Source organism: Pseudoalteromonas sp. MTN2-4 (assembly GCF_042848605.1).
Classification (GTDB): Bacteria; Pseudomonadota; Gammaproteobacteria; order Enterobacterales; family Alteromonadaceae; genus Pseudoalteromonas.
Genome location: NZ_BTGK01000013.1, coordinates 42,716 through 68,732 on the forward strand (window position 1 = coordinate 42,716; position 26,017 = coordinate 68,732).

The window sequence follows — 26,017 nt, forward strand, 5'->3', positions numbered from 1 at the left end:
AGGGTTTGAAAAAAAGTACTAGTATGATTATTTAAAATGAGTAAATAGTATTAGCTAGAGGCTATAGGCTAGAAGCAACCGAAGTAACATGTCTGCTCAGATCGGTTGCGTTGTTAGGGGGGAAAAATTAAAGTTGGGCGTGCGGGCCGAATACTTCGTAGTGAATTCGACTGCTGCAAACACCTAGGTTTTCTAATTCGGTTTTAGCAAATTTCATGAATCCAATCGGTCCACAGAGATAGAAATTACCTGTTTGCTTTGGCAGTTCGATTTGCGAAAAATTAATTAAGCCAGTTGACTGATTTTCCTGCAATTGAGACTGTTTCGTTTCTCTTAACCAAGTATGGTGCGACCATTGGTTTTGCTCGCACAAAGTTGCTGTTTGCAGTGCAAAAGAATGTTGCTCTTGGTTTTCACAGGCATGTAAGAATGTCACTGGGTGTGGATATTTAATATCGGACTTAAATTCAAGCATAGATTGCATTGGCGTGATGCCAACTCCAGCAGAAATAAGCACAACCGGAGATTGTTTATCTGTGAAATAGAAATCTCCAACGGGTGCATGTAAATCAACAACATCACCAACATTCAAATGATCGTGTAGGAAGTTTGAAACAATACCATTATGCTCACCCAGCTCTCGCTTTACCGAAATGCGATAGCTGCGTCCATTAGGTTTATCTGATAACGAGTATTGACGTATTTCTGTATGTTCAAACTGTTTACTGCTGATCTCAATACCTAAGTATTGGCCGGGTTTAAAGTCTGCAACCGCTTGTTCATCGACAGGAATAAATACAAAACTGGTCACCAATTTTGACTCAGGCGTTTTACTTGCGAGTCTAAAAGCACGTTTACCTTGCCAACCCCCAAGTTTACTGGCGTTTTCTTTATAAATTGAGTTTTCTTTGTTGATAAAGATATCAGCGAGTACGCCATAAGCAGTGGTCCAAGCGTCTTCTATTTCTGTTGTAAAGTCTGCGCCTAATAATTCCCTAAACGTCTCAATTAAATGCAGACCAACAATGTCATAGTGATGCGCTTGAATGTGAAAGCTAGTGTGTTTGTTTGCAATGCGCTCTACCGCACTTTTTAATGCACTCAAGTTATCTATGTTTTTTGCATAGGCCAGTATAGCTTCAAATAACGCGACCTTTTGACGACCTGTATGCTGGTTACTCATGTTGAAAATGTGTTTAAGTTCAGGGTTCTCTCTAAACATACGATTATAGAAATGCTCTGTGATGGCACTACCACCTTGTTCAATAATCACAGATGTGCTTTTAACAATATCTATGTGCTGTTTGGTTAACATGACTTTCCTCAAGATTAAAAACTAGTGTGACCTAAGTGATAAGCGCCGATACAGCGGATCACATAAGCTATTTTGAATAACGCGCTAAAAACGATTGTTGCGATATGGCTAGCAATCTGAACAGGCAAAGAGAACTGTTCTGCTAGTGAAAAGCTGACAATGAGCGAGCTGACCGTCAGCAATAACAAAATCACCATGGCGCGACTGCCGAATTTTAAGCAGTATTGATAAAGGGGTTGCTCTGATAGGACTTTAGATTGCATAAAGCTTACTCTTAATTAAACGCGACGAGTTATATAAATCAAAATTGATGCCAATTTTTATCTTGTTGATATTAAAGGTTTTAAATTTTATTTTTATAAGGGTGGAGTCATTTTGACTTTGCTGGGTGTGAGTCTGTTTGACTCATTCGTGTATGGTTGAATTAGACTTTAGTTGGAATCGTTTTGGATTACGCGCTAGACTTTCATTTTGGTTGTTAATAAAGTGTTTGTAATAGAGTATGAGAATTGCTTTTTTTGTGTTTTATGCACTTTTTAGTGTGGCAGCTATCGGCTCAGTTAACGTTGAATTTGATGAATTTAAAGTGCAAGCAGAAAGCTTGAAGTCATCTAAAGAGCGACAGGTTTTGCTCAAAAAAGCGGATGATTTGCTTAAAACTAGACAGTTGACACAAATGCAAACCGCATATGTGCTTCATAGAGCTGGTCTGGTGTGCATCCGAGAAGGGTGTTTTGAACAAACAGTCACTTACTTAGCGAGATTAGAAACCTTACTTGAGTCATTTGAAAGTTTAGAGTACTCAGGTAAGTTGAACCTCTCTCGCGGTAATATGGCGATGACCCGGGGTAATCACTTCGAGGCAATACCTTACTTAATTGCTGCTTCGAACTTCTTTGAACAAGCTGAATTACATACTTTATCATCTCATGCTAATCGGTTTTTGGCTCATGCTTATCAACAGTTAAATAAATACTCCGATGCTGTGATCGCGTTAGATGCCTCACTTGAGGCGGCTGTTAAAGCGGAAAATGTGCAACTTGAAATGGCGGTTGCACGGCAGAAAAGTGCGATTTACACCAGTTTAGACTTAATTGAAAAGTCACTAGAGATCCAGTTACAGCAACTGCAGAAAATTCCATATTTGCCGCAAAAGTCTCAAGAGTTTTGGATGAACGACACGTTTTGGGGGCTAGCTGAAAGTTATGCTGCGCTTGGGGAACATGCAAAAAGTTACGATTATTTCAATAAAGTCCACGACATAGACAAACGACTTAATGGCAAACAAGATCAAGCTGTCACGCTAAGAAAGATGGGCGAGCAGAAAGTCGCGCTAAAACAATTTGAACGAGCTGCTGAACATTTTAAGCTGTCTTTAGCTATTTTGGCTGAGCTAGATATCCCTCTTGCTGTTTTAGATACGCAAACTTATATCAGTGAAATGTATCTACGCGAAGGTAAACTTCAAATAGCCCAAGACACACTTGAAACAATTATTACGCAGTTGGATATAACTAAAAATATAAATGCTTACGCAAGAGCAAGTTATCTATTGATTGATACCTATTTGCAGAATGCATTGTATGAGCAGGCACACCGACAGCTTTTAATAACTGAGCCACTCAAAAATAAAGACATAGCGAAACATTACGGTTTTCTAGCGCAAGCATTACAAGGGAAAGGTGATTTAGAAGGCGCATTTGAAGCACAAAACCAAATGCACTTGGCCTACAAAAATAAGATGAAAGAGCAGGGAAGTCTGAAAACCCTCGTTTTAGCATCTGAATCAGAATATGTAACTGGCCAGCTCGAGTTAAAGCAAGCAAGAGCAGAGCAGGCCTTATTGAAAGCGGAGCAAACACTTACGCGGTATATTGGCTTCTCTATTGTTGCTGTGTTGTTGTTTATCATTTTGTTTGTTTTGGTTTTTACCCGTCAGCGCCGGGCTAGGCTAGAGCAAGAAGCTAAGCATTTAAATCAAGCTTTAGAGCTTAAAAAGCAACTACTTGCTGATGTGTCTCATGAATTACGAACACCGCTTGCAGTTTTAAAGCTTCATCTAGAGGCGCTTGAGCATAATCTTGTGTCAGACCCTCAAGCCACTTACAAAGTACTAAATCAAAGACTTGATAATTTAAACTTACTCATTTCAGATATTTATGAGCTTGCTCAGGCTGATACAGGTACGTTTAACTTAAATTTAGAAACACATGATGCGAGTGAGCTGTTCGATGACTTAGCTGGGCAAATCGAAGATGTACTGTGCGAGCATGATTTACACCTTGAAGTGAAAAAGTCACCACTCGATAAGGTATTACTTGAAGTTGACTCGGCAAGGTTACATCAAGTGGCTGCCAATCTGAGTCGAAATTCTATCCACTACACAGATAAACCAGGGGAAGTGTGTTTTGAAGTTTCACATACTGAACAGGTTGTAATTTTCTCTTTCTCGGATTCAAGCCCGGGTGTATCTGATCAAGACTTGCCCCATTTATTCGAGCGCTTATTCCGCTGTGATAAGTCTCGAAGTCGCGATTTAGGCGGGTCGGGACTCGGATTATCTATTTGTGAAAAGGTAGTAGAAGCTCACGGTGGTGAAATTAACGCCTCTCATAGTGAATTAGGTGGTTTAAAAATAGAGATTAAATTACCAAAAGCCTGATAGAGCGCAACTGCACATTCAATTCTGGATAGTTTTTAAGGTGTTTGATATTTATTCAATCTAATTGTCTTCTGTCGCTTTTTGCATCTGAATGTTAACTTAATGTTGCATCAACTATCTAAGGAGAAGAACGATGAAACTTTCACTTAAAAAGAAAAACCTTAAAACACTTCAACAACCTTTAGCAGATAAACAGCTTGGTCAAGCAGCCACTCCTCAAGTAGCTGGTGGCGTCACTACCTCCCGTGGATTGTGTGTAACAACAGGTCTTTGCACTGATTCACAACTTTGCTAAACGAGATTTAATTTTTCAACAAGCGTTATAAAAGAGGCACAGCCTCTTTTTATCTATGTTTTCCAACTAATTAAAAGCCTATCGAGATAAATTAAAAAACTACATTTTGTAAATATATTGTTCTTATAAAAATGAATTGCATACAATATATTGCATTCTTGTTAATGTGCTGCTTTAATGTTTGACGTTTGAGCGATTTGTTCAAATAAAAAACAACAAGTAAGGAAGAGAAATGAAAATAAAAAAACTGGCAGTACTGGTAGCAGGCTCATTTTATGGCATAACTGCATTTGCAATGACAGCACCGCAAATGCAGCAAACAAATACCATCAACACTGAACATCATCATCACCACCACCACCATCATCATGGCGTAGAAAATGAGACTCATGTTGAAAATGCGCCGACTGCTGAATCTCACTATGCTGAGCAACCTGTCATGATGCAAATGAGTGCATTCTCAATGGCGAATGTACAGGCAGCGGCAGTGTGTAATGTTAATGCATTGGCAACCACTAATAGTTCGACTTTAATCAATGAAATTAAGTCTCAAGGTGTGCAATGTGTAAACGAACTATTCTCAGCATCGAGCAATATCCAAGCAGCAGCATTTGACTCGAACAATATGTATGCAGTGGCAAATCATGTAAAAACACTGAGCCAAAACTATCAAGGTGGCGGTGATGCAAATATTGAAGCCATGTTCTTGTTCTTACGAGCGGGCTATTTTGCAGAGTTTTATAACGATCAAGTCACATTCGCGACTTGGGTCACGCCAGCAGTAAAAGGCGCGATTGATGCCTTTGTAAATAATAGCCACTTCTACGACGACAATGATGCGCATGGTCAGACATTATCTGAAGTCATCATTACAATGGACAGCTCAGAACAGCAAGACGTATATTTACCAATCATTACACAGTGGCTTAATCGTTGGAACGAGAGTTATGCAACAAAGTGGAATATGCGAAATGCAGTAAATAATGTATTTACTCTACTTTTCCGTGGCCAATGGAACAACGAATTTAAAGCAAAAATTGGTACTCAAACCGACCTTGTTGCAGCGCTAAGAAAATTTTCAACCAGCAATTATATGATTGATTCAAGCGCTGAGTTTATGTTGGCTAATGCAGCACGAGAATTAGGCCGCCTTAAAAAATATTCAGATACAGCCATTCAGAGTTCAGTTGATGCAGGGCTTAAAGACATTTTCAGTCGTTATGAAATGGTCGGCTTTGGTGATGTAGCTTGGTTAGGTGCAGCTGATACGGCCAGTTATTACGGTAATTGTAATGACTATGGCATTTGTAATTACGGCGAACAGTTAGAAAACCAAGTTCTTTCGCAAACATATATCTGTAGTAGCACAATTAAAATTCGTTCACAGAATATGACAACGGCCCAACATCAAGCCGCGTGTAGCAAAATGGGTTACGAAGAAGGTTATTTTCATACCAAGCTAGATACAAATAATGTACCTGTTGCTGACGATAACAACGTTCAATTACAAGTTAATATTTTTGATTCAAGCACAGACTACGGTAAATATGGCGGCCCAATATTTGGTATTAATACCAACAATGGTGGTATGTATTTAGAGGGCGATCCTTCGAAACCAGGTAATGTGCCAAACTTTATTGCGTACGAAGCCAGTTATGCGAACCCTGATCACTATGTGTGGAACTTAGAGCATGAATATGTACATTACCTTGATGGACGATTCGATTTGTATGGTGACTTTAATGCACCAACAGAGGCCATTGTATGGTGGAGTGAAGGCGTTGCTGAATATATTGCCAATGAAGATAACAACCAAGCAGCAATTGATACCATTAAAGATGGCTCAACTTACACGTTAGGTACAATCTTTAACACCACCTATGATGGCTTTGATCAAGACCGTATTTATCGTTGGGGCTATTTGGCTGTTCGCTTTATGTTTGAGCGTCATTTAGATGAAGTAAAGTTGATGCTTAACTCAACACGCACAGGTGATTGGGCGGCGTATAAAGCACGTTTGAACAATTGGGCAGTTGATTACGATGCTGAATTTACCCAATGGACACAGCAGCTAGCAAACGGCGGTGGCACAGTAAATGAGGCGCCAGTCGTGGCGATTAACGGCCCTTATACGGCGAACAAAGCTGAGCTAATTAACTTCTCTAGCCAAGGCTCATTTGATAAAGAAAGCAGCATCGCAAGTTATACATGGAACTTTGGTGATGGCACATCAAGCTCTGAAGCGAACCCTGCACATAGCTATGCGCAGGCAGGTGAATATACGGTGACACTCACTGCTACTGATACAGAAGGTGCGAGCAGAACTGAGTCAACAACAGCAACTATTTTAGGTGATACGACGCCGACCAACCAATTGAAAAATGGTGAATCAAAGGCTATTTCTGGCGCGCAAGACAGCGTATTGAAATTCACGTTTGTGGTACCTGCAGGTGCAAGTAATCTGAACTTTGCTTTAAACGGTGGTACTGGAGATGCCGATCTGTACGTGAAGTTTGGTTCAGAGCCGACCATGTCTGACTATGATTGCCGTCCTTATATCGGTGGTAATAACGAAACATGTGAGATCAGTAATATACAAGCTGGGACTTACCATGTGATGGTTTATGGTTACAACAGCTTTGATACGTCGATTATGGCGAGCTTCAACACGGGTTCAGGCTTCAATGTACCTGATGCGTGTGCGACAAGTGGTCCTGTAACAGGTGGTCGTTTATATGACGGTCAAGTGAGATGTTTGGCTGAGCAAGACACAATCTGGTTAAGCTTAGAAAATGTAAGCGGCCAAAACAGCATCGCAATCACAACCGCCAATGGCTCGGGCGATTTAAGTCTTGAATATAGCAACCAAGGCTGGCCTACCAGCACGAATGTAGATGCTTCTTCTACCAATAGCGGCAATGGTGAGTGTATTTATATCAACAACCAAAGCCAATATTGGGGCTACCTTAAAGTATCGGGTAACGCCAAAGGAGCTTCAATTGTGGTTGATTACAACACACCAGGTTGTCGATAAAAAAAACTTTAACTTTGTGAACTAACCCCCCAGAAGCAAGGCCCAGTATGTCATGAACATACTGGGCCTTTTTTATTTCAGACTTAACGTTAGCGTTATCCCCTTACTCAAGCAAAGCGCATGGTACTTATTCAGTTTATTAATCCAGATTATTAAATATATCTGGTCTAGTTATAATTTGTTTTTTGGTTGAATACCATAGGGCCAGACTTGGATAAGCTTGTTAACACGTCAATTTGGAGTCGAGCTATGTACATACCTAAAAATCAACAAATGCCCAGTCATCTTGCTATGGAGTTTATAGAAGCATTTGGTTTTGCTTGTGTAATTTCTCCCTGTCTGAATGCCTCACACTTACCTTTTATTGTGGATCAAAACTCAAAAGGGGAGTTTAAACTATTTACGCATTTAGCCAGAGCCAATAAGCATTGGAAAACCCTTGATGAGCAAGAAGTACTGATTATATTCTCAGGTCCTCATGCTTATATCTCACCGACCTGGTATGAGCAAGGCCCAGCTGTGCCGACTTGGAATTACGCAGCGGTGCACGTAAAAGGCAGAGTAAAACTTTTAGACGAATATGAGACATTGAATGTTGTGAATAAAACAGTTGAAAAATACGAAGCCGGCTTATTTAACCAAACCGAGATTTACAATCATGAATTTAACACACGTTTGTCTCGAGCGATTTTAGGTATAGAAGTCGAGATATTAAGCATTGAGGGTAAGCTAAAACTAGGGCAGCAGCGAAGTGTAAACGACCAACAAGGTGTTTTTGATGGTTTATGTACAAAAGACCCAGAATCAAAAATACTCGCGGATTACATGCAAAAAATAAATGTGGGTATTGGTCGCAGTGAGGCAAGTTCATAGGAACAGCGTTTTTATTTATCATCTCCCACTTAATTTATGGTCTCTAGACACTGTGTAGGTATTAGGCTGTACTCCATATGCAATGTAAAGCAGGGAATGAATTTTACAAGAAAGGTTAAAGTTCAACTTGCTGATTTATAAGCATTAATGTTTGACGGTCAAAATGTTATTAAGTATTCTCGCTTGCGATTAAATTTTTTAATTATGCACACTCTCAAAGGATATGTTTTGAAATACCTACTTATTACGATCTCCATAGCCGTTTTGGCTGCTTGCTCCAATCATGACGCATTAAACGATGCCTCAATTAATAAGTCACCTAAAAAAATACCAAAAAAGGAAACAGTTTTTGGTTATGAAATAAATGATCCATATCGTTGGATGGAAAAAGAAGAAAATGAACTGAAAGCTTGGATGTTAAGTTCAGCCAAACAAACAGATGAGCTGCTTGGGTCTCAAGCAGGTAGGTTTCGTTTAGAAGAAGCGACTACAAAGTTATTTGGCGCACAGTCGAGCTTTTCTCAAGCCAAGTTGTCAGGCGATAAACTTTTTTATTTGCATAAGAGCTCTACTGACTCCGTAGCAAAATTATATATTCGTATAGAAGGAGAAGAGCGCTTAATTGTCGACCCTGCTAAGTACAACAATAATGATGGCAGTTCGGCAGCAATACATAGTTACTCAGTTTCTCCTAGCGGTAAATATATTGCTTTTCACATTTCTCCAGACGGTTCTGAAGTTGGAACTGTTAGAATTATTGATACAGATTCTTTGCGAATTTTAGACACAGAGGTATCTCCTGTATGGGGTGAGTTTGTTGCCAGTTGGAAAAACGATACAGAATTTTCTATCACTAAAATGACATATGCAATAGACAACGATCCCATTCAAGGAATGGTTGTTGAGAATGTTAAACTAGAAAGCGCTGAGCGTAATCTAGAGCTAGGGGTTGAAATAGACAACGGGGCTAATTTTAATTCTGCTGAATTCCCTGTTGTAATTTATCCAAAAGATAGTCGTTGGGTATTAGGCAAAGGCACCGGAGCTAGACCTGATCACAGACTCTTGATTAAAGAGCAAGGTAAATCAGAATGGCAGGTTGTAGCGGACTATAAAGATAGAATATCGAGCAGTGCACTAATTGGTAATGAATTGTATGTTCTATCTAAAAAAACAGCCCCTGATGGAGAGGTATTGAAACTTGACTTAAACAGGTCACAAAATCTCAATGATGCTACGCCAGTTTTAGGGGAAGGTGATGAAGTCCTTACATCAATTACTGCAGTAAATAGTGGTTTGTTTGTTGTCAGCATGAAAGATGGTTTTGATAACGTACGCTTCGTAGATCTTAATAAAAAGATCACTAATATTTCTCTTCCATTTGATGGCGTAGTTAGATCTCTTTCAAGTGACAACGCTTCAAACGCGATAATATTTTCTGTAGAAAGTCCAATGCATTCTCGAGAATACTTTAAATATAACTCTGGTGAGATAACTTCTTTAGGCTTGAATAGCGCTACACATGAGCTTCCAACTGGCTATAAAGTATTGAGAGAGTTCGCTAAGAGTGCAGATGGCACTTTGGTTCCGGTAACAATATATGGCAAATCTTCAGATTTAAAAGACCCATCACCAACGATTTTATATGCCTATGGTGGCTACGGTACCTCAATTAGGCCTAATTATCGCCCAATGATGTTCCCATTCAATGAAGAGGGGGGTATCTGGGTAAATTGTCATGTCAGAGGAGGTGGTGAAAAAGGCCGAACTTGGCATGAGATGGGAAGAGGCAAGAATAAACCAAATGGCCATGCTGATTTTATCGCTTGTGCTGAGCACTTAGTGAAAACAGGCAGAACTGAGCCAAATTTATTAGGTGCATATGGTGTGAGTATGGGGGGCGTTTTAGTTGGTCCCGCAGTTTTAAAACGACCAGATCTTTTTGGCCATGCAGCGCTATCAGTTGCAATTCTTAACCCGACAAGAATTTTACAGTCTAAGAATGGGGCGAACCAAATTGGTGAATTAGGTGACCCTAGAAATGAAGAGGATTTTAAAGCGATACTCGCAATGGACGCTTATGAAATGCTTGATGATGTGAGTGCTTTGCCAGATATCTACCTTGATGTAGGTCTTAATGACAAAAGGGTTGATTATTGGCATACAGCAAAATTTGCTGCAAAGTATTTATCATCAGAGCATTCAGGAATGCTATTGATTAGGGCTGACGATAAGATAGGTCACGGCGCAGGATCAAGCACTCAGCAAAACATTCGACGTTATGTTGATCTTTACAGCTTTATGCTTAATCGATCTGGGCACCCTGATTTCCAGTCTAAAAACTAGTTAAAAACTGAATTTGTGATGTAGTTTTAATGATTTTAAATAGGAGGGACACCTCTTATTTTTTTGATTATATCATGTTCCTTGCTGATTGAAAGTGACGCCCATAAGACAAGTAGTCGCCAACAAACACTACATCATGAGACTATTTAGTAAAGTTTAAGACTTAGATAAAAAAGGCGCCTTAGCGCCTTTTTTAATCTTTCTTATGCAGTAACTTAACAATGGCCTTAAAGTTACGCTTAGACTTTTCTGAGCGAAGCGCCTGTCTTAGTGTTTGTTTAATACCTTCGTTATTAGGTTGTTTGGCTAATGCATTAATCGCGGCATAACGAACCGCATCGTCATTGTCGTTTATCGCAAGATTAAGCACTGAGTCACTGGTTTTTGGCTTCATATCATAATTGCCAAGTGCTGAAAGTAAGGCTTTGGTGTTTCTGCCTGAGTGAGTATTAAAATGCTTTTCAAGGTTTTGATAAGCAGAATCACTTTGCATCATACCAAGCGCTCTGATCGATGCTTTTTCAACTCGTGGACTGCTATCAGTCAAGTAGTCTTCAATCAATTCAACGTGTTGAACGTCGCGACTATTGCCAAGCGCCGTGATTAAGTCGGCCGTTTTGCTTTCACTTTCACTGAGCGTGATGTGTTCAACAATCGCTTGGCTAAGTTGCTGGGCTGTCGTTGAGCCAATTCGGTTATTTAGTAGAATGCCCAGCGTCATGTAGAAGCTTGAGCTCACTTCTTGATCAACACTTAAAAAGCCATCGTTCAAGAGACTTAAAAGCGTGTCGGTTGCTTGTTGAGAAAGAGGTTGGTGCCCTTGTGTAAGCGCGCGCAGAGCCCTAAATTGAGTTTGCGGCTGCTTCTCTGTGCCTACCAATAAACCACTTAATAACACTTGGCTTGACGGGGTATCGAGTTGCCCAAGGGCATTAAATAAGCGCATTTGGGCATTATCTGAAATCTGATTAGTTAAGATAACGTCTCTTAATTCACCAATAACGGCATCATATTTTTTCAGTAACAAGGCCAGTGTATGTGCATCAATCTGAGTAATATCTTGCTCAGTAACAAAAGCGAGTAATTCTTTCTTTAACTTGTCTTTTTCGGCTTGAGTTAACTCAACATGAGTATTTTGCCAAAGTGATAAATCATCAGACATTGAGAAAAGGGCGGTCTCAAAAGGTTGCTTGAGCTTTTTAACGCTGAAGCTTTGCTCAGATGTAAAAATGAGATCTGCACCCACTAAGTTCAGCTTTTCTATGCCGTCACGGGAATCTAAAAAACACTCTGAGGGCGTGATTTGTTGCTCTGACTTTTCTACCTCAATATGAGAAAAAGCATTTAATGCCTGCTTATTTTTGTGCTCATAATTCACTTTGGCAAAGCTTAAGGCATTTTCTTTTTGCTTATAATTAACACGATACTCACCGAGCGTGTCGGTTTCATTGGTAATTTTAGATAAGTTCTTTTGATACTGTAAGTAATAAGCAAGACCTTTAAGTTGATCTTGAGACTGGGTATCTAAAGTATCAGCGAAATAAAATTCAGTGATCAGGCCCTGTTCATTGAGTTTAAATGCAAAAGGCCGCTCGTAATTTGGTAAAGGCATCGATAGCTGCCCTTGCACCGTTTTGACTTTATCAGCCTTAATCGCCCACCAATTTTTTTCGTCTTCTTTCTTGACTGAAATAACAGACAACTTACCTTGGATCTCAATGTCAGTTTGCTGAGCTGGGCTGTTAAGCTTGGTGTAATTAAAACTGGTGAAAGACTTTATGTTGAAGTCAAACTGAGGTTGGCAAAAAGCGCTTGCCTGGCTTTGAAAGCTTGCTAGCGCCACCAAGGGCGCAGCAAGCAAATTTAATCGACATGATAGGATCATAGTTCGATTTCGTCCTCTTTCGAGTATAGTGTCCAAGACTTATTGTAAACACTGTTTGTTTGATATAACCATAGGTCATATTTAGTGGTCTTTTTACCACACGGGTATGGGATACCCCATTTTTTACACCACTTAACACCAACCGTTTCAGCATATAGGCCAAACTTACCTGAGATTACATCAAGGTCATTTTTCAGCTCAATACCATAATAAATATGTGGCTTGTTATTACCTGTGCTGACCAGAGCAAAGCCTGCATTAGACTCTAATGAGAAGGTATTGTCGATTAAGGTCAAAACAGCTTGTACACCAGCAGATACTAGACCTAAATTTACACCACCACGGCCAAATGCACCGAAGTCAACGTGGAATAAGTCACCTTCGGCGTATAATTCAGCGTTGTAACCAACAGTCAGTTCAAAACCTAAGCTGCCGTTTACGCCAGCTTCAACACTCATAGGAACAGGACCGATAGTAAAGCGTGCTTGCGCAAGTACTTTCTCTTCTTCCCATTTCTTTTCCCATGCTTTTTCATATTTAGCAACGTATTTTTCATCTTCAAAAACAACATTATTGAAAATGATCATTTCTGATGCATAGCCTGTATTATTGCCGCTTACATAAGCACTGCCATCATAAGAAATACTAAATAGCGTGTTCTGAGCATTGAAGAAGTAGGCTTCAACGATACCTTCACCAGTTACACGACCACCAATATCTCCGGTAGGTACAATGAATAATTGACCATTTAAATCAACACCGACGCTGAATTTTGACTTATTGCCGTAAGACTTATCGAACGATTTTTCTAGCTTAATGTTCGCTAAACCAACGGCATATTGTGGACCGCGCTTAGCAAATCCTTCAGATGAATCTGCTTCTTCACCTGTGTAGAAATAAAGCGGGATTTGCGTCTCAATCACATTGTTATCAGTGATCGTTTCTGCATTTTCAGCAAGATCAGTTAAGATGAAACGAACCTGCAAGTTTTGTTCTTGCGTTGCATCGTGCTCGTCATGAATGCGTTGTAGCAAGTCATCTTCAAACGCGATGTCAAAGCCAATGTGCTCGTCATGTAAACCAGCAGTGAAGTTGTGTAAGATCACATCTTCATACCCTTGGTTTTGAGCATTCCAGAAATGGGTTTCTTCCCAGTTACCGTTAACCATAACTTCGGCTTTGATGCTAGTAGAACCAAGATCAGCACCTTCATAATCAGCGACAATAAAACCTACTAGGTCAGAGTGATGATGGCTTGTGCCATTATCAGTCGTTGGTGCATCTAAAATTAACGCTTCTTGGCCAAACTCGGCACTCAGTAGTTTGTAGTCATGCGTTTCTAATACGCGTACATGTACGTCAGCAAAAGGAAATTCACCATCAGCAAATGGTTCATGGTCGACAGAAGGGTGGTTATCATCTTCAATGTCTTCAGCATGATCATCGTGCGGGTCAATTTGCGCGATAATATGATAATGACCACCAATTAGGTCATTAGGAATGGTAATTTCAGTCTCAAAACTGTGGCTACCTTCAGACACTTGAGAAAGTTCTAAAGCACCAACTTTATGAACTTCGTCGATTTCTACTTCATCGCCAGTTTCTTCATCGAGCTCTGCGGCATGAATTAAGTAAAAATGCACATCAACGTCTACGTTATTGAAACCTGCAATTTCAACATCATAGTAAGTTTTTACAGTTTGATTCGGCTCTAATGTATCTAGTGGGCCAGTTGAGATATTTGTAACAGCAATATTGCTTGGTGTGTCATTGCTACCCAGCTCACAACCTGAAAGTACAGTAAGCATGGCGCCAGCAATTAAAGAAGTCGTAAAACGACGCATAATTGATTCCCTAGTATGAAGTTTTCCAATAAATTATTCTACGGAGCAATTATGGATAAAAAATGAATTAACGTAAAATTAACAACGAGAGCTACTTCGCAAGTGCGAAGTAGCTAAAAATTTTAGTATGGAGTTACAATATCCACCTTAGATTTGAAGTCTTCCTTAATGAACTTTGCAATTTCAGATTCGTCAGCATTTTTAAATGCGTTCATTTCATCTGCAGAAAGCTCAAAAAGAGCCATAGTACCGTCTGGGTTACCTCGGAAATCTTCTCTTAAATCTGATTTAGTTGCGAAGTTATATACGAAGCTTAAAAAACCTTTCTCAAAGTTTGACATTTTATTTTCCTTTTAAGTTTTATAGTAATAAACCAACACGTTTTTCTTGGTATTGCGTGTTGGTTTGAAAACGAAAGTCGATTGACCAACGAATTTTATTTGAAAGATTATCTCTAGCAGTATGAAACATGTGATGATGGAACATCACACAATCTCCAAGTTCCAAATGTAGCGATACCTCTTTATTTAACTGTTTATCTAAAATAGCATTTTTTATATGGTAAAAAGGGGGCGCATCAGAGTGCTCAACAGCCCCTAATTTATGTGAACCAGGTATTAACTTCAAACCGCCTGCATCAGGATTTAAAATAGGTGCCCAGAAAATGACCATTTTTAAGTCTGGATTCTTATCAGATGCATCTTGATGCCACCCAGTAATATTTTTATTGAATGATTGTGGCACAACAGATCTTATTGAGTACTCTTGAAAAAGAGTAAGCTCTTCGTCTGTGTTTAATAATAATTGCGCTAAATTATAAAATTGTTTGTTATAGAAAAGTTCTCTAATAATATTTAAGTCAATATTTTTTCGGTTTGCTCTTGGGCAAAAATTTGCGTTTTCTTCAAAATAATCAAGCAGTTTGAAACTGTGATCGTCTCTTAGTGGCCCATGTTTAGTTACTATATTTTGATATTTTTCAATGTAATAATCGGTAAGTTTTGAGCACTCGCTTTGAAGCGTATTTAGTGTTTTTGCACTTAATGCTTCCTTAATAACAACAAAACCGTCCTCTTGGAATTTCTTAATCAGATTTCTTTCTATCTGCAACTTTAACACTCCACCAATAATTGCTTTGCTTTTAAAAAATAATAATTTTCTTTTTCTTCTTTCAGTTCAAAGCATAACTCTTCGAGGCGTGTATTACTTTCTTCAGTAGGATAAAAGCTTAACAGTTCAACTAAACAAGTGAGTTCTTTAAATTTTGCACCTTGTTGATTTGCTTCATTAATAGCCTGATTAAAAATGTTTTTAGCGAGTTTATTATCAGAGCCAGACAATGCGAGCGCTTTAGCGTAGTAGCGCTTTAAAAGTGGCAATGCATAGTATTCTTCTAAGCTTTCTACTCTATTAATTGACTCTTTCATTAAGTTTTGAGCTTTTTCTATTTCACCTCTTTTTATTAACGTATCTGCGATTGATGTTTCATAAACACCCAAAGCAAAAGACTGCCCACTTTGTAACATTGACTCTCTAATTTTCAAAGCTGTGTCATAAGTCTCGTTTGCCCAATCATAAAGAATGTCTAAGAATGCTTTTGCCCATACTTCATTTTCAAGCGACTTAATGTAGTTTTGATATGTTTTAATGACATTTTCTCTGTCGTTAATACAGAAATAGTGAAGTGCAATAAATATGTAAGCAAAAGTAATTGAAATATCATGTTTAGAATACAGAGAAATAGTTAAACCTAGCTCGGCTCTGACTAATGATTGCTTTATATTTCCCATCATTAATTCAACAATAGAACTCATTGTAAGACCTTGTGAGTAAGGTTCTGAGCCGAATTTAGTTACAATCTCTTCAATGTTTGGGAAATTAGTCGAGTTTTGAATTACAAAGTCATAAGCATTTTTGGATTTTATATAATCGCCATCAAACACGTATGCTTGAGCAAGATGCACTAAAGTGCAGCATTTTTTAGGTAAATCCTCTTTGCACTCTGCAAGGATAGTTTCTCCTAAATTCCTAGCTTGCTCTCTTTGTGAACCGTAATGATAAGCTAAAAATTGTGCCCATCTGACTTGTTCTAGAGCATTTGAAATTTGTTGCTCTTGCTTTGAACTGACTTCTACATTATCCAATGCAAGCTGTAACTTTGAAGCCACTTCAATTGTTTCTAAACCAGCATAGCCGTATAGAGACATATAAGCAGTGAGAATATATGTTAGTGACTCAAGGTAAGCTGGGTTATTTGTAACGTCTTCTGAAAACTGTTTTAAAATACTTTTTACTATTGAGTAGATTTCTTCTGTTTTATAGTTTAAAGAGTTGCTTACGTAAAACTTTAAAACTAAGTTGTAAGACTCTAATGCTTTAATAGGTACATTAGCCAGCACAAAGTGCCTGCCAGAAGCTAAGGCTCTCTCTTGCTGTGAAATTTTAGGAGCACTTTGGATTGTTTTTGCTATGTTGAGGTGCGTTGTAATTCTGTCTTCACTGACCATACTGTCATAAGCCGCATCCCTGACCAATGCGTGCTTAAAGATATAGCTATCATGGTCCACACTGCGTTGATGAACAATTAAGTCTTTTGCTACCAGTTCATTTAAGTCATTTTGAATTTGGTTTTCACTTAATGATGAAGCGGCAACTAGCAGTTCATATTCAAACTCACGACCAATGGTGGCAGCCAGTTGAGCGGTTTCTTTTGCATGAACTAGGCTGTCGAGTTTTTGCTGAAGTGACTCACGCAGGCTGGTAGGCACTTGATCTAACTTTTCGGGGCTTATGAAATTAATCTCGCCATCGATGACACTGACTAATTCTCTTTGCTTTAACATACCGATGAGTTCTTCGATAAACAGGGGTATACCATCAGTTCGGTTTACAAGCACATCAAGGACGTTTTGTGATACGGCTTGATCATCAAACAGTTTTACGATGAAGTCTTCAGTTGCTTGCTGAGTTAATTTCTTCAAACCAACTTCTAGCAAAGTGAGATCTTGTAATTGGGTAGGTACTTTTTGACGTGAAGTACTTATAAGTACGTCGCCATTATGGAGTTGCTTCGCGAAGTGCTGAATAAATTCAATGGTTGTTATGTCTGCCCAGTGAATATCTTCGACGATGTATAGTTTGTTAGCGTTGATTGTGAAGCTCTGACTCATTAATAATGCAGTAAGAGCTTTAAACAAATAACCTTTTTGCGCATCAGGTGCCAATGTTGAAGCTGTTAATTCATCATTTAATTCAATATTTAGCCAGATTAGTAAGATAGGTAATGCTTGTTCACAATCTAACGTGTTGTCATGCTCTGTTATAATGGCTGTAAAGGTTTCTATTGCTTGTGCTGTGGTCAAATTACTTGTGTTATACAAATAACGGACCAGATTCAGAATAGGGTAAAGCGCATTATTTTGATGCTCAGGTAAACACTGTGCAACAAGGTGTTGGTACTTAGACGCATTACTTCTGATTTCTTGTAATAGACGAGATTTGCCAATACCGGCTTCACCATGAATATGGGTAAAGCGGCTTTCTGTGGTTTCGCGATTAAAGATTGATAAAGACTGTTGTAGTTCATTGCTTCTTCCAACGAGTTCATGGCTATTTCTTGTGCCACGCATAAAGCCAAAGGCTTCTACTCGGCGTTCACCTTTTAAGCTGAATATACGTTCTTTACTAAGGTTACTGCTTAGTAATTTTTCACCAGAATATTCAAACTCTGAATAGGGTTCAAGAATGGCCCTTGACTCTTCACTACATAAAATTTGTCTTTCACCGGCTTCTCTTGCTAGCGCCATCGCAGTATTTGCAATATGGCCTTCAGGCATAGCGGTAGCATAGGTTGTGAACACTCCCGCATGAATACCTGCATGCACATTAACCTGCACACCATGTGCTTCTTGATTAAGTGCGTTACGCTTAGCGATGTCACTGATAGCATCTAAAATTGTGCGAGCACAAAGGCGTGTGTCGTTATCAGATGCTATTGGGTAACCAAAATAAAACAACACTGAATCTGCTAAGTTACCAACATGAGTGGCACCATAGCGCGTCGCAATATCTATACAGTGATTACGTTGAGATCTAAATAGAGTATCGACAATATCTAAATCAAGCTCTTTGTCTGTTAGCACTTTGCTGCTAAGTCGCATTGCTAAAACTGTGATCTGTTTACGCTCAATATGGGCTGTAAAATTTTGCATTGACGCACCAGCAGGACCATCATCACGCATGATCATCGTGTCATCATCTGCTTGCTGTTGTACTCGCAGATCTGCTAACACGCCAACCAGGTTAGACATGTTAACTTGGGCTACTTCCTGATAAAGCGCGTCACCAGTAATTACTCTATCGGTGGCGTTTTTAATTAATACACGTCGCAATAAATCTGCTATGGGGTGACCCAGTAAGCTACTTGGTATTGATACTTGCATATCACTTAATTGCTTATGGTAAACAGCAGCAATGCTTGACCCGGTTATTGCAGGTAGGCCAGTTAAACACTCTAAGAAAACTAAACCCCAAACGTAAAGGTCGGTTTTTTCTGTTGCAGGTTTACCGCGCAATTGTTCAGGTGCACTATAAGATGGTGTGCCTAGTGTTTCTTGGGTTAGAGTTAGTGTATTAAAGTCGGCTTGGCGGCTATCTTGAGTGAGCGTGCCAATACCAAAATCGAGAATTTTAGCGTGTGCCTTTGCCCCCGTTTTGGTGAGCATGATATTGGCAGGTTTAATATCCCTATGAACTATACCGCTTTGATGAGCGTGAACTAAGGCGTCAAGGACCTGAAGCATGACTTCTTTGGCATCAACGGCGTTTAGTGCACCTTCTTGAATAAAATGCTCTCTAAGGGATTGCCCTTCAACATACTCAAATACCCCATATAACAAATTATCGTTAATCTGACCCTTGTCGAGTAACCTGACAATATTTGGGTGTTGTAGTTGACTACTTAATGCTGTTTCTCTTTTAAACCGCTCTACATAGCGCTGTTTTTGTTGCTCTTCACTATGTGGTTCTATTGCTAAAAACTTAATGGCAACATGCTGACCAGTATTGACTTGTATTGCTTTAAAAACTTTACCAAATCCACCTTCACCAATTTTATGTAAAAGTTGGTATTGGGCTGACGAAAATTGCTCATGTATGAGTTGATCTGAAAATTGCGATAAAGACATGTGAAAACTCAATTTATTTTTATTTCTAGCGAAGAGCTGATTGTTGCTAAAAGCTGATTAATGTACTTAAAACAAGCGCTTATACATTCTTTTTCAGCATATCAAGCAAATATGACATTGCCAAGTCATTGACAAACTTTTTGGGTACTTTAGAAAAAAGATTTTATTCTTAGAATAGAAATAAAAGATGAAGGGCATTTATACAGTTTTAACATGCTTAATTTAAAAGAAAGGTGCTCAATACACCTCTCTTTATTTTTACATCATATTACTTAAAGTTAGCAATACTGTACTTAGTATCGTTGACTGTTTTCCAGCCATATGCCTGACCTACAACACCATAAGGTACGCCATTTACAGACCAATTTGGGTTTGCAAAATAATCGTACTGAGTTGCTGAACCAAACACGTGTGGGTAAGCCATGATACTTGCGAAGCTATTTTGTACACCGTGGCCCATACCATCAACGTAAACACCGCCAGATGTATCACCTTGCTTACGCGAGTGAGCAAGGCCTTGATTGTGCCCTAGTTCATGTACAAATGTCGTTGCACCACAATCAATGGCAGTAATGCTGAACATGCGATCGCTCATTGAGCTATATAAGTTACCGTTAGAGCCTTGGCCAACCCAAGCTAAACCACATGAAATTAAACCATTACCAGCACTCTCACCAGTACCTAGCACAGCAACCATATCGGCACGCCAAGTGTTGCGAAGATCTGCAACATATGTGCTATTTGTTACGGCATTTAACCATCCAGATTCAGGTGTGATGGCATAATTTCCAAGGTTTTGGCTACCAGCTAAACGAAGTTGAATATCTACACCATTTTGTTGATATACCTGGTTTGAAAAGGCAATCAGTTGGTTGATTTTAGTATTGATGTTTGCTGTTTTAGCAGCTGCTTGGTCTGTATATAAAATACCGATATCAATGGTAACAGCCGAAGCGAAACCAGAAAACGCAATTGCAGATGCAGCGACCAGTGTTTTAAGTGATGTTTTCATCTGTTTTCCTTACTTGTCAGTTTTGTTAAATTTAGGAGCAAAAATGTCAATTTTTTCATGCTCCGTGTGTTGTGCATCTGAGTGATGTTCAGACTCAGAATGCTCGAACTCAACGTGTTTTCTATACAAGTCCCGTTTTGCAGCTATCCATCCATATTGGTCTTTAGTTTCAAATACATAATTTCCACTTGGTGCGGTAAGTTGACCATAAACCGCATCTTTGCCTACGGTTAAAACCGTGGTATGAAAGCGACCATCTGCACCAGTTACGTTACCAAAAATACTCTTATCGCCATTTCCTGCGACATCAATAAATGTGACTTCTGCGATAAAAGTTTCTGCCGACTGGGGGATCATCAGCTCAAAATTGTCGCCTGCTTCTAATGCTCGAAGAGAGGGAAGGTCAAATTCAACGTAAGCCTCGTTATTTAGATCTGATGGCAACACACCCGCTTCAGAAAGCACTGATTTAGCTTTTTCTGATAGTTTATTAATTGCATAAAACTCTGATCTGACATCAGTTTTCGTTAATGGCTTAGTATCGTCAATGTGCGTTTCTTTCTTAGCAGGTACAGAAGGGGGACTTACGTTGACTACATCAGGTTTGCTGATTTGTGCGATGACAATATTTTGCTCATCTTCACTATGCTTAGTAAAGAAAAATGTTGCGATTATGATCACAGCGCAGAGTGAGATAAATAAGATACGTTTCATATTGCCGCCTCCTGTTCAAAAGAGGAACAATTTATACTTTTTTTTGCACCTTTATCAATACAATTGTAAATTTATTGTTTTATTTTGGTGTGATTTTAGAGACTTGGTTTGACTTAAATTATTAATAAACAAGTTTTTATGTTGTTTACATTTCTTAACCTTTTGTTATCGCCCTGTTTTTAAACTTTTAAATATTTCGCATTCAAAGTGGTTATCTTGATGAGGCATATTGAAAGATTGAGACTCTAACCAATCTTGTGCATCGATTAAACAGTTGAAAGATTTTTTGACAAATAAGCCTTTAGTTTGCGTCATTTTTGCAAGTTGAAACTGAGTGATGTTGTAGTACTCAAATGGGATAACTTGAGCGGTAAATCTTAAACCTTGAGATACTAATTTATCTACCAATTTTTGAATGATTTCTTCAATTTCTGGCACTGAAAAAGTGAATCCATCAAAGTAGACCAGATGTGTGAAAGGCTTTCCTTCAAATGTCTTAATAATGTCTAAAAAGTCTTTGCTGAACAGGATCGCTTCGTCATAGCTCCATGAGCCTTTAACAACAGCGTAAACACATATGTCATCAGCACTAAGTTGATACAGTTCTTTTTCGATAGTACGCATTTTAGTTCCTCTAAATAAACATACAGACCTAATTTAAAGATAAGCTTTTGTGCTCAAAAACCCAAGATTTCAGTGTTCAAAACCATGAGTTATCTTGATTTATGACAGCTACTTTACCTTGTGTACCTGCGGCAATAAAAGTGCCTTCACTTTGGGCTAAAGTATAAAACCCCTCAAAGCTAGTGCTTTTAAAGGGTTGCCATTGATAACCATTATCTTTCGACATATAGCTATTTGATTTACCAACAGCAATACAAAAGTTGTGAGCGCATTGCATCGCTGTAATGAGACCTCCAAAGTTAACCGCTTGATTTACTGGTCGACCATTCTTATTTATTAAAACAATGTTTTCATATAGACCTTGTCTTTGTTTATAGTCGCCTCCTAGTGCAAATAGATCACTTTTACTATTGAACGCGACACTATAAGCACCAGATGTCTTCTCTTTGCTATAAAGGGGAAGTTGAGTTTTATGGCTTGTTTTAGTTTTATAATTGTACTGATATATCGCAGCTTGGTTGCCACCTGTTGCAAAATAGATTTCATTTTGGCGATCAGAAATGAGCGTATTACCACTAGCGGCAAATGCGATTTCATCTTTTTCAATCTCTGGAAAATGTGTCATATTAATGGCATGGCATGTTTCACCACCATCTTTTGTGTGTTTTAGCATAAAGTGTTCGTTAACAGGGTCGCCCATCAGAAAACCAAGCTTGCTGTTAACTAAGGCGATGCTATTAAAGAAGCCTTTCTAGTCAGGGTTTTGATAGAGTAACCTCCAGCTCTTCCCTTGATTGTTGGTGATGAATAACGCTGAATCTTCACCATATCCTGCTGTCATCACAATGGCGGTTTGGTCATTAATGATTTCTATGTCTCTGAAATCAAATTTTTATTAGATTTGAATCCACTATTAATCCAGGTCCTACCTTTGTCCAAACTCTTATAAATAGTAATTTTGTTACCGGCGACCCAAATAAGCTTTCCGCTAATTGCACTTGCTCTGAGCTCACTTTGAACTGGCAGCGTGTGTACTTTTATATCCAGTGCTTGAGTGAAAAAAGAAGATAATAGAGTGAAGATAATTAAAAGCCGAAAGTGCATATTAATAAACAAAAATAAAATACTGTATACAATTTATATCTAGAATTGATTAATCAAGCCTAAAAGTGAAGTGATTACTCGCAAATCAGTTTCTATTTGCTTTAGTTGTGCTAAGTTTGCATTGTTCTTTAGAAGCACTACCGAAAGAATGTTCAAAAAATATTAAATCTATAAGGGATAATTTTTTGGAAAATATACAAAATATCGTCACAAGTGAGCCTATGTCTTTAATGTCTAATATATGTGACAACTTAGGCGCTTATATTTTCGTAAAAGACATGCAAGGGAAATACATATATGCAAATGATAAAGTTGAGGCATTATTTGGATGTTCAAAAGATGACATAGTTGGTAAAGACGATAGCGTGTTTTTTGACCTTTCAATGTCTCAGCAAATAATTGAAAATGATAGGAAAGTATTGTCTGGTAAGCAGCAAATTGCCTCTGAAGAAACAAACTTTGTTCGTCATACTTCAGAACAAAGAGTTTACCGGATTATTAAAACCCCACTATTCGACAAACAAAAAAATATCATCGGCTTGGTAGGTGTCGCACATGATATCACCGAAGAAAAGCGTCTTAGAGAGCAAGTTGAAGAACAAAAACAACTATTGAGCGTTATTCTAGATAATGTAGAAGCATATGTTTACATGAAAGACGAGGAACGACGTTATTTATATGTGAACTCCAAAGTCGCGAACTTATTCGGTCTAGATTCAGACCAAATAATTGGTCAAAAAGAGCAAGATATTTTGCCTAAAGACACCGCGGAGCACTTTCATGCGAGTGATTCTAAAGCCATGACAGAGCAGCAAGTGCAACGTGTTGAGGAAGTTATGGTTGATAATGGAGAAATTCAGCATTATTTAAGCGTTAAAGTACCAGTGACCATGGCAGGAAAGCGCTCTCTTATTGGTTTCTCAACTGATGTAACTGAGATTTTCAAGCTAAAAGAAGAGTTTAAGCGTTTAGCTAACACTGATGATTTAACCGGTATTTACAACCGTCGCTATTTTTTAAAAGAGGCAGAGAAAGCATTTAGTATTTTTAAACGGCAAAATACGTGCTTTAGCTTGTTAACTTTGGATGTCGACTTTTTTAAAAATATTAATGACCAGTTTGGCCACCCTATAGGCGATGAAGTACTACAAAATCTTACTTCAACTGTACAAGACCTGTTGCGAAAAGAATATACCTTCGCCCGTATTGGCGGGGAAGAGTTCGCAATATTGTTACCCTATACGGACATCAATGCAGGCGGCTATGTTGCTGAACGTTTGAGAAATAAAGTTGCGTCATCCTTACTATGCGGCGCTAAAAAAATCCAGCTCACGGTCAGTATTGGACTTACTGAGTTCAATCGCGAGGATACTAGCTTCGATGATGTGTTTTCTCGAGTCGATAGAGCACTTTATCAAGCGAAAGATAGTGGTAGAAACTGTGTCATATCTCTTAATTAATACGTTTAAGCAATAAGGTTAAAGTTAATGGCAAGAATTATTGAGGTCGTAGAATATAACCCACTTTGGCCTGAAATGTTTTTAGAGGTTAAACAACAACTAAAATCTTTGCTTGAAGGTCAAGTGATTTTGATTGAACACATAGGGAGTACATCAGTACCTGGCTTATGTGCTAAACCCATAATCGACATAATTGTTGAAGTGAAAAATTTAGACTTTTTAGATAATCTCACTGCGCAATTCACGGCGCTTGGGTTTGTTGGCAAGGGGGAGAATGGCATTGTTGGAAGACGTTACTTTCAAAAGGGTGGCCTGCAAAGAACCCACCATGTGCATATTTTTGAACAAGGCCATGATCATGCGTTTGAACATCGTATTTTTAGAGATTATTTAAAAGCGCATAAGCTAGCTGCTTTACAGTATGCTGAGATTAAAACGGACGCAGCTCGGGCTTGTAATAACGATATACAAGTTTATATGACGTTAAAAGATGACTTTATTAAAGCTCAATTACAGCATGCAAAAAACTGGTACAAAGACACAATAAAAGAACCCTTACTTTAATCAGTTTTATTAGAGTGTATTCAACTTTTCGCAGGAACTTTTGTGGTGGCGCAACCGCTACGGTCCTAATTTTTAGTGGGTTTTCTTGCAGCGTTGATAATTAATTAGCAGTTGTAGAAACTCAAAAATCGTCTATAACTAATTAAATGATAAATAAAATATAGAATTATCGTGCCGAACTTTTTAGTTATTCTACTTCTTTTGGTATTAATGCCTTTGTCACTGAATACAAAAGAAGAGGGAAAAAGAATACATACTGCTGAAAAAGTTTACGTGTATATCTATCATTTAAAACCGCCATATATTTAACAGTTAGAATTAGAAACAGGGCTTTATTTTGAGCTGGTTGAGCTTTTTAATCGTTTTCAAAGCAAATACCAGTTTGTCACCCAGTTTGTACCTCTTAAAAGACTCAATAGAGAAATCGCCAACAATACCTTAGATGGCATGATCTTAGGTGTTCACCCTGTATGGTTTAAAGACAAGCAAAAAACCAAGTTTCTCTGGACCAGGCCTTTATTACATGATCAGGATGAATTTATTTCTCATGTTAAAAAGCTTTTTGATTATGCAGGTAAAAAATCTCTTTATGAAAAAATATTGGAGGGGTGAGAGGGTATCATTACTTTAGAGTTGCACCTGTTTTAAAAGCGGGGAATGCCAAACTGACCCCAACGAGCTCAGAATTACAGTTGCTAGAAATGTTGATAAAGCAACGCCTTGATCTGGCTGTGATCAGTCGAGCGATATTAAATTATTATTTTATTTTGCACCCACACTGGCGAGATTTAGTTTATTTTTCAAAAGTACCTCATGAACAATATTACAGAGCTTTACTAAGTCCAACTTCTTTAGAGAGTCAATTTAACATAATTGAAAGATTATTTGAGCAAGAGGCATTTTTAGCAGCGCTTGAAGGGTTAAAGATAAAGTATGGTTTCAGCAGTGAAGTTCTACACAGGTAAAAAGGCTTTATCTACGACAGTTTTTTAAAATTTGGTGTAGTCTCAAACATATGAACATTGGTTTTTGACAATTTGAGCACCGACCGCTGTTTTTTCACAGTGCTCACTGGTTTTTCATGCTGTTTGTGACTTGA

General features: G+C 38.5%; 19 protein-coding genes. 8 read left to right on the top strand and 11 right to left on the bottom strand.

What is annotated here, in order from left to right:
• Positions 1-127: 127 nt before the first annotated feature.
• Positions 128-1,315, bottom strand: a complete 1,188-nt coding sequence (hmpA, locus tag ACGHEH_RS20440) for an NO-inducible flavohemoprotein (RefSeq protein WP_390449254.1) — start codon at positions 1,313-1,315, stop codon at positions 128-130.
• A 14-nt stretch (positions 1,316-1,329) separates the two neighbouring features.
• On the bottom strand, positions 1,330-1,578 hold the full coding sequence (locus ACGHEH_RS20445) for a hypothetical protein (protein WP_390449256.1): 249 nt from the start codon (positions 1,576-1,578) through the stop codon (positions 1,330-1,332).
• Between the two features lie 239 nt (positions 1,579-1,817).
• On the opposite strand from ACGHEH_RS20445, the gene ACGHEH_RS20450 reads away from it, so the two are divergent.
• From ACGHEH_RS20450 to ACGHEH_RS20470, 5 genes are all read left to right on the top strand, one after another.
• A complete protein-coding gene (locus ACGHEH_RS20450; RefSeq protein ID WP_390449258.1) occupies positions 1,818-3,977 on the top strand; it encodes an ATP-binding protein in 2,160 nt (719 codons plus the stop codon).
• Positions 3,978-4,110: 133 nt separating this feature from the next.
• Positions 4,111-4,272, top strand: coding sequence for a hypothetical protein (locus tag ACGHEH_RS20455; RefSeq protein WP_390449260.1), 162 nt, complete (start codon positions 4,111-4,113; stop codon positions 4,270-4,272).
• Positions 4,273-4,504: 232 nt separating this feature from the next.
• Positions 4,505-7,306 (top strand): collagenase, encoded by a 2,802-nt coding sequence (locus ACGHEH_RS20460; protein WP_390449262.1) that lies wholly within the window; start codon positions 4,505-4,507, stop codon positions 7,304-7,306.
• 249 nt (positions 7,307-7,555) lie between these two features.
• Entirely contained in the window at positions 7,556-8,179 is a 624-nt protein-coding gene (locus tag ACGHEH_RS20465; RefSeq protein WP_390449265.1) for an FMN-binding negative transcriptional regulator, read from the top strand.
• Between the two features lie 147 nt (positions 8,180-8,326).
• A complete protein-coding gene (locus ACGHEH_RS20470; RefSeq protein WP_390449268.1) occupies positions 8,327-10,525 on the top strand; it encodes a prolyl oligopeptidase family serine peptidase in 2,199 nt (732 codons plus the stop codon).
• Between the two features lie 193 nt (positions 10,526-10,718).
• On the opposite strand, the gene ACGHEH_RS20475 is transcribed toward ACGHEH_RS20470, so the two are convergent.
• The 9 genes from ACGHEH_RS20475 to ACGHEH_RS20515 form a co-directional block, all read right to left on the bottom strand.
• On the bottom strand, positions 10,719-12,410 hold the full coding sequence (locus tag ACGHEH_RS20475; protein WP_390449271.1) for a HEAT repeat domain-containing protein: 1,692 nt from the start codon (positions 12,408-12,410) through the stop codon (positions 10,719-10,721).
• The gene (locus ACGHEH_RS20480) at positions 12,407-14,254 is read right to left on the bottom strand and encodes a hypothetical protein (RefSeq protein WP_390449274.1); all 1,848 of its coding nucleotides are present in this window, start codon (positions 14,252-14,254) and stop codon (positions 12,407-12,409) included. Before ACGHEH_RS20480 ends, ACGHEH_RS20475 begins: the two co-directional genes overlap by 4 nt.
• 122 nt (positions 14,255-14,376) lie before the next feature.
• Complete coding sequence (locus ACGHEH_RS20485; protein ID WP_390449277.1) at positions 14,377-14,595, bottom strand: hypothetical protein; 219 nt, start codon at positions 14,593-14,595, stop codon at positions 14,377-14,379.
• Between the two features lie 19 nt (positions 14,596-14,614).
• Positions 14,615-15,364 (bottom strand): phytanoyl-CoA dioxygenase family protein, encoded by a 750-nt coding sequence (locus tag ACGHEH_RS20490; protein WP_390449280.1) that lies wholly within the window; start codon positions 15,362-15,364, stop codon positions 14,615-14,617.
• 2 nt (positions 15,365-15,366) lie between these two features.
• On the bottom strand, positions 15,367-19,440 hold the full coding sequence (locus ACGHEH_RS20495) for a TOMM system kinase/cyclase fusion protein (RefSeq protein WP_390449283.1): 4,074 nt from the start codon (positions 19,438-19,440) through the stop codon (positions 15,367-15,369).
• Positions 19,441-19,708: 268 nt separating this feature from the next.
• Entirely contained in the window at positions 19,709-20,452 is a 744-nt protein-coding gene (locus tag ACGHEH_RS20500) for a zinc-dependent metalloprotease family protein (protein WP_349287907.1), read from the bottom strand.
• Positions 20,453-20,461: 9 nt separating this feature from the next.
• On the bottom strand, positions 20,462-21,166 hold the full coding sequence (locus ACGHEH_RS20505; protein ID WP_390449286.1) for a hypothetical protein: 705 nt from the start codon (positions 21,164-21,166) through the stop codon (positions 20,462-20,464).
• Positions 21,167-21,331: 165 nt separating this feature from the next.
• Complete coding sequence (locus tag ACGHEH_RS20510) at positions 21,332-21,790, bottom strand: hypothetical protein (RefSeq protein ID WP_390449288.1); 459 nt, start codon at positions 21,788-21,790, stop codon at positions 21,332-21,334.
• A 76-nt stretch (positions 21,791-21,866) separates the two neighbouring features.
• Positions 21,867-22,463, bottom strand: coding sequence for a hypothetical protein (locus ACGHEH_RS20515; RefSeq protein WP_349287904.1), 597 nt, complete (start codon positions 22,461-22,463; stop codon positions 21,867-21,869).
• A 616-nt stretch (positions 22,464-23,079) separates the two neighbouring features.
• Here ACGHEH_RS20515 and ACGHEH_RS20520 point away from each other — a divergent pair.
• The 3 genes from ACGHEH_RS20520 (at position 23,080) to ACGHEH_RS20530 (ending at position 25,883) form a co-directional block, all read left to right on the top strand.
• On the top strand, positions 23,080-24,354 hold the full coding sequence (locus tag ACGHEH_RS20520; RefSeq protein ID WP_390449291.1) for a diguanylate cyclase: 1,275 nt from the start codon (positions 23,080-23,082) through the stop codon (positions 24,352-24,354).
• A gap of 27 nt (positions 24,355-24,381) precedes the next feature.
• On the top strand, positions 24,382-24,918 hold the full coding sequence (locus ACGHEH_RS20525; RefSeq protein WP_390449294.1) for a GrpB family protein: 537 nt from the start codon (positions 24,382-24,384) through the stop codon (positions 24,916-24,918).
• A 608-nt stretch (positions 24,919-25,526) separates the two neighbouring features.
• Complete coding sequence (locus ACGHEH_RS20530) at positions 25,527-25,883, top strand: hypothetical protein (protein ID WP_390449296.1); 357 nt, start codon at positions 25,527-25,529, stop codon at positions 25,881-25,883.
• The last annotated feature ends 134 nt before the right edge of the window (positions 25,884-26,017 follow it).

Bases quoted from the DNA above. Each gene is read 5' to 3' on its own strand.
- ACGHEH_RS20500 (WP_349287907.1), bottom strand. From the start codon at position 20,452: ATGAAAACATCACTTAAAACACTGGTCGCTGCATCTGCAATTGCGTTT.
- hmpA (WP_390449254.1), bottom strand. From the start codon at position 1,315: ATGTTAACCAAACAGCACATAGATATTGTTAAAAGCACATCTGTGATT.
- ACGHEH_RS20525 (WP_390449294.1), top strand. From the start codon at position 24,382: ATGGCAAGAATTATTGAGGTCGTAGAATATAACCCACTTTGGCCTGAA.
- ACGHEH_RS20460 (WP_390449262.1), top strand. From the start codon at position 4,505: ATGAAAATAAAAAAACTGGCAGTACTGGTAGCAGGCTCATTTTATGGC.
- ACGHEH_RS20465 (WP_390449265.1), top strand. From the start codon at position 7,556: ATGTACATACCTAAAAATCAACAAATGCCCAGTCATCTTGCTATGGAG.
- ACGHEH_RS20505 (WP_390449286.1), bottom strand. From the start codon at position 21,166: ATGAAACGTATCTTATTTATCTCACTCTGCGCTGTGATCATAATCGCA.
- ACGHEH_RS20485 (WP_390449277.1), bottom strand. From the start codon at position 14,595: ATGTCAAACTTTGAGAAAGGTTTTTTAAGCTTCGTATATAACTTCGCA.
- ACGHEH_RS20480 (WP_390449274.1), bottom strand. From the start codon at position 14,254: ATGCGTCGTTTTACGACTTCTTTAATTGCTGGCGCCATGCTTACTGTA.
- ACGHEH_RS20445 (WP_390449256.1), bottom strand. From the start codon at position 1,578: ATGCAATCTAAAGTCCTATCAGAGCAACCCCTTTATCAATACTGCTTA.
- ACGHEH_RS20450 (WP_390449258.1), top strand. From the start codon at position 1,818: ATGAGAATTGCTTTTTTTGTGTTTTATGCACTTTTTAGTGTGGCAGCT.
- ACGHEH_RS20515 (WP_349287904.1), bottom strand. From the start codon at position 22,463: ATGCTAAAACACACAAAAGATGGTGGTGAAACATGCCATGCCATTAAT.
- ACGHEH_RS20455 (WP_390449260.1), top strand. From the start codon at position 4,111: ATGAAACTTTCACTTAAAAAGAAAAACCTTAAAACACTTCAACAACCT.
- ACGHEH_RS20510 (WP_390449288.1), bottom strand. From the start codon at position 21,790: ATGCGTACTATCGAAAAAGAACTGTATCAACTTAGTGCTGATGACATA.
- ACGHEH_RS20475 (WP_390449271.1), bottom strand. From the start codon at position 12,410: ATGATCCTATCATGTCGATTAAATTTGCTTGCTGCGCCCTTGGTGGCG.
- ACGHEH_RS20495 (WP_390449283.1), bottom strand. From the start codon at position 19,440: ATGTCTTTATCGCAATTTTCAGATCAACTCATACATGAGCAATTTTCG.
- ACGHEH_RS20470 (WP_390449268.1), top strand. From the start codon at position 8,327: ATGTTTGACGGTCAAAATGTTATTAAGTATTCTCGCTTGCGATTAAAT.